General features: G+C 68.3%; 3 protein-coding genes, 1 tRNA gene and 1 pseudogene. 3 read left to right on the plus strand and 2 right to left on the minus strand.

Annotated features, from left to right (window positions below; genetic code table 11):
- The first annotated feature begins 56 nt into the window (after positions 1–56).
- The 3 genes from VM780_RS08235 (at position 57) to VM780_RS08245 (ending at position 3,160) form a co-directional block, all read left to right on the plus strand.
- Positions 57–133, plus strand: a tRNA-Met gene (locus VM780_RS08235).
- A 115-nt stretch (positions 134–248) separates the two neighbouring features.
- Positions 249–1,724 (plus strand): amidase, encoded by a 1,476-nt coding sequence (locus tag VM780_RS08240; protein WP_325446790.1) that lies wholly within the window; start codon positions 249–251, stop codon positions 1,722–1,724.
- A gap of 623 nt (positions 1,725–2,347) precedes the next feature.
- Positions 2,348–3,160, plus strand: a complete 813-nt coding sequence (locus tag VM780_RS08245; RefSeq protein WP_325446791.1) for a TorF family putative porin — start codon at positions 2,348–2,350, stop codon at positions 3,158–3,160.
- Positions 3,161–3,266: 106 nt separating this feature from the next.
- Here VM780_RS08245 and VM780_RS08250 read toward each other — a convergent pair whose 3' ends face one another.
- Together VM780_RS08250 and VM780_RS08255 are read right to left on the minus strand one after the other, a co-directional pair.
- On the minus strand, positions 3,267–3,563 hold the full coding sequence (locus VM780_RS08250) for a hypothetical protein (RefSeq protein ID WP_325446792.1): 297 nt from the start codon (positions 3,561–3,563) through the stop codon (positions 3,267–3,269).
- A gap of 53 nt (positions 3,564–3,616) precedes the next feature.
- A pseudogene (locus tag VM780_RS08255) lies at positions 3,617–3,724 on the minus strand (ferredoxin--NADP reductase); the annotation flags it as partial.

The following is a 3,724-nucleotide window of genomic DNA, read 5'->3' on the forward strand; positions in this document are numbered from 1 at the left end:
CCTCACGATGATCAGACCAGCGCCCAAACGTCCGCAAGCCATCAGCCCGGACATGGCGCGGGGTGGAGCAGCCCGGTAGCTCGTCAGGCTCATAACCTGAAGGTCACAGGTTCAAATCCTGTCCCCGCAACCAAACAAAAAGCCCGCACAGCACAAAAAGCTGGCGGGCTTTCGTCGTTCAAGACGCCCCGGATGACAGCCGCCAACGAACAGGGCATGGCTGAAGCGTCCATCACGAGGCGCGCCCGATGACCCTCCCCCGCCCCGCCTTCGCCGCCAGCGGCGCCTTGGTCTCCCCGGACGTGGCGATGTCGGAGATCTGCAGACAGGGCGCGTCGGCCTTGGCGCGCATGCTCGCCGATCGGCGGATCTCGGCCGTTGAGGTTGCGGGCGCCTTTCTGGACCAGATCACGGCGCAGAACCTCACATTCAACGCCATCGTGACGCTGCGCGACCGCCAGGACATCCTGGCGGATGCCCGCGCCTTAGACCAAGCGCGGGCGCGGGGCGACGCCGTCGGGCCGCTCGCGGGCCTGCCGATGGCCTTCAAGGACCTGCAGCCGACCGCCGGCCTGCGCACCACCTTCGGCTCCCCCCTGTTCGCGGACTTCATACCCGAGGAGGACAGCCTCACCGTCGCGCGCATCCGCGCCGCCGGCGCGATCGTCATCGGCAAGACCAACACGCCCGAATTCGGCCTCGGCTCGCACACCTACAACACGCTGTTCGGCCGCACCCGCAACGCCTTCCTGCCGGCGCTCAGCGCCGGCGGCTCGAGCGGCGGCGCGGCGGTCGCGGTCGCGCTTAGCATGCTGCCGGTCGCGGACGGCTCCGACTTCGGCGGCTCGCTGCGCAACCCCGCGGCGTTCAACAACATTTTTGGCTTCCGGCCCTCGCTTGGCCGGGTGCCGAACGTGCCGGCGAAGGACGCGTTCTTCGGGCAGTTCTCGACCGACGGGCCGATGGCCCGCAGCGTCGCCGACCTCGCGCTGATGCTGAGCGTCATGGCGGGCTACGACCCGCGCTCGCCGATCGCGAGCGCCGATGAAGGCTTTTGCTATGAGGACCGGCTCGAGGGCGCCGAGGCGTTGCGGCCGCGCGTGGCGTGGCTCGGGGATCTCGGCGGGCGCCTGCCGATGGAGCCCGGGGTGCTGGCGCTCTGCGAAGCGGCGCTCGGCGCGATGGAGCAAGCCGGCTGGCGCATCGAGCCCGCCCTGCCCGGCTTCGACTTCGCCGCGCTGTGGCGGTCCTTCGTGGCCCTGCGCGGCCTCGCGGCGCTGGTGAGCCATGGCGAATACCGTTCGGACCCGTCGCGCTACGCCGCGCTCAAGCCCGAGCTGCAGTGGGAGATCACGGAGGCCGCGAAGCTCTCCGCCGACGACGTCGCGACGGCGGCGCTCGTCCGGTCGCGCTGGCGCGAGATCGCGCTCGATCTTCTGTCGCGGTTCGACGCCCTCGCGCTGCCGAGCGCGCAGGTGTTTCCGTTTCCGGTCGAAGAAGACTGGCCGAAGGAGATCGCGGGCCTGGCGATGGACAGCTACCACCGCTGGTTCGAGGTCGCCGCGCCGGGATCGATGACGGGCTTTCCGGTCGTCAACGTGCCCGCGGGCTTTGCGCCCGACGGGCGGCCAATGGGCGTGCAGCTGATCGGCCGGCCGCGCGGCGACCTCGATCTGCTGCGCGTAGCGGCCGCCTATGAGGCCGCCGCGCCACGCGCCTCCTGAGGGACGCCTTACGGCAGCGGCCGGACTCCCGCTGGCCGATAAGGAAGGGGCAGCCGGCGCTGTCGAGCACAGCGTCGGCGCTGCGCGACAGCCGGGCGGGTGGAGATGGGCGCGGACGCGCCGGAGCAGTTCGTCGCTCACGACCGGCCTCGTCGCCTCGCCGGCCGCGGTCCGTGGACCATGCGGACGGTGTCCTTGAAGATCACCGGCGCGCCCTCCCCGGCCGCCGCCAGCGAGCGCTCCCCCAGCGCGCCGCGGGGCTCCTTCGCCCCTGCGCCGGGCTGCGGCCGACGCTCGCGCCGCAAGCTCAAGTTGCCGAGCGCCGCCCCCGCGGCGAAGAGCTCCCCCGCAGCGCGCTCCTGGATGATCGATCACTGGCGTCTAGCGGTTTAATTTTTCATCAGCGAAAAACCGCTAGACATCCTCACACGCTAGGACCGGCTGACGCGGCGCGGGCGTGGGGACTACTTTTTGTGCGGCATTGCTTACTTTTTAGCGCACAACCTTCTGTGATAATTCTGCAATACTTATTGCTGCACTGCGAAATATATTGAGAATCCAGTTGTTTGCAGAAACGCCCGAAGGCTTACTTGGTCATCTCATCGTCTTCGGGGACTAGCGAAATGAAAAACCTTCTGCGTGCGACCTGCGTCGCCTTCGGGGTCGGCGCGACCGGCTTCGCGATGTCTGGCTCCGCCTCTGCGGCGGACCTTCCGACCGTCGAGCCCGTGGCGGTGGCCGAGCCGACGATCTGGGACGTCGCCTTCGGCGTGAAGGGCGCCAACGAATACATCCTGCGCTCCGTCAGCCAGACGCGCGGCCATATGGCCGTCCAGGGCTATGCCGAGCTCTCGCTGTTCGACTGGGTCTACGCCGGCGCATGGGCCTCCAATGTCGACTTCGGCGGCAATGATCCGTCGGTCGAGGCCGACTGGTACGCCGGCGTCCGTCACACCTTCGACCGCCTGACCCTCGATGTCGGCTATCTCGACATCAACTATGTCGGCCAGAAGGGCGGCCACGACCTCGACTTCTGGAAGATCTACGGCATCGCCAAATACGCCGTCACCGACAACATCACCATTGGCGCGAACGTCTACTGGACCAGCAGCTATATCGGCTACAACGTGGACGCCGGCCACGCCTCGCTGTTCGGCAAGGTCGCCTTCCCGGGCCTGCTGCCCAACCCTGACCTCGGCCTCTACGTCTCCGGCGAGCTCGGCAGGAACTGGGTCAAGGAGGGCTTCGCCCCCGATTACACCTTCTGGAACGTCGGCGGCGGCGTGACCTACAAGGCCGCTACGCTTGATCTGCGCTACACCGGCGCAAACCTCTCCCGCACGGAATGCGCACTCACCATCGGGCAGCGCAGCTCCTGCGGAGACCGCTTCCTGGTCTCGCTCTCCTTCGACACCTCGCTCTCGAAGATCAAGTAGCCCGTCGACGCCCGATCGACTGAGCAAAGCAGAACGCCGCGCCATGACACGTCAGGCGCGGCTTTTTGTTGTGCTATGGCGTCCGCCGGACCTGTCGGGGCGGGCCTCAGGCTGGAGGCGGCAGCATCAGGAACAGGCCGCTGGTCGCGAACAGGCCGGCGGCGACAGCGTAGCCGGCTTCGAGCAGCTCGCTCCGGCTGAGCCAGCCGGCGTCGCGCCGCCGCGACCAGTCGCCGACAAGCAGCATGGCCGCGCCAACGGCCATGAAGACGGCGCCGATCATGCCGGACATGCCGCAGAACGGCGCAGAGCCTGGCGGCCAAGGCCGTCGGGCGTCGGGCGAGCCCATGAGCTGCGGCAGTCGGAAGAGATCGGCAAAGTCGTCATAGGCGACGCCTTGCAAAATCGGCGCCCGGCCGGCGCGGTCAACCGCCCGTCGTCGTCAGCCCGTTCGGGTCACTTCTCCACGAAGGCCTTTTCGATGACGAAGTGGCCGGCCTCGCCGTGGTTGCCCTCCTGGTAGCCGCCCTCGATCAGCAGCGCCCGCGTGTCGCGGATCATCTC

This window comes from Hansschlegelia sp. (assembly GCF_035538955.1).
In the GTDB taxonomy this organism is placed as follows: domain Bacteria; phylum Pseudomonadota; class Alphaproteobacteria; order Rhizobiales; family Methylopilaceae; genus Methylopila.

Coding starts and splice junctions, on each gene's coding strand:
- VM780_RS08245 (WP_325446791.1), top strand. CDS start 2,348: ATGAAAAACCTTCTGCGTGCGACCTGCGTCGCCTTCGGGGTCGGCGCG.
- VM780_RS08240 (WP_325446790.1), top strand. CDS start 249: ATGACCCTCCCCCGCCCCGCCTTCGCCGCCAGCGGCGCCTTGGTCTCC.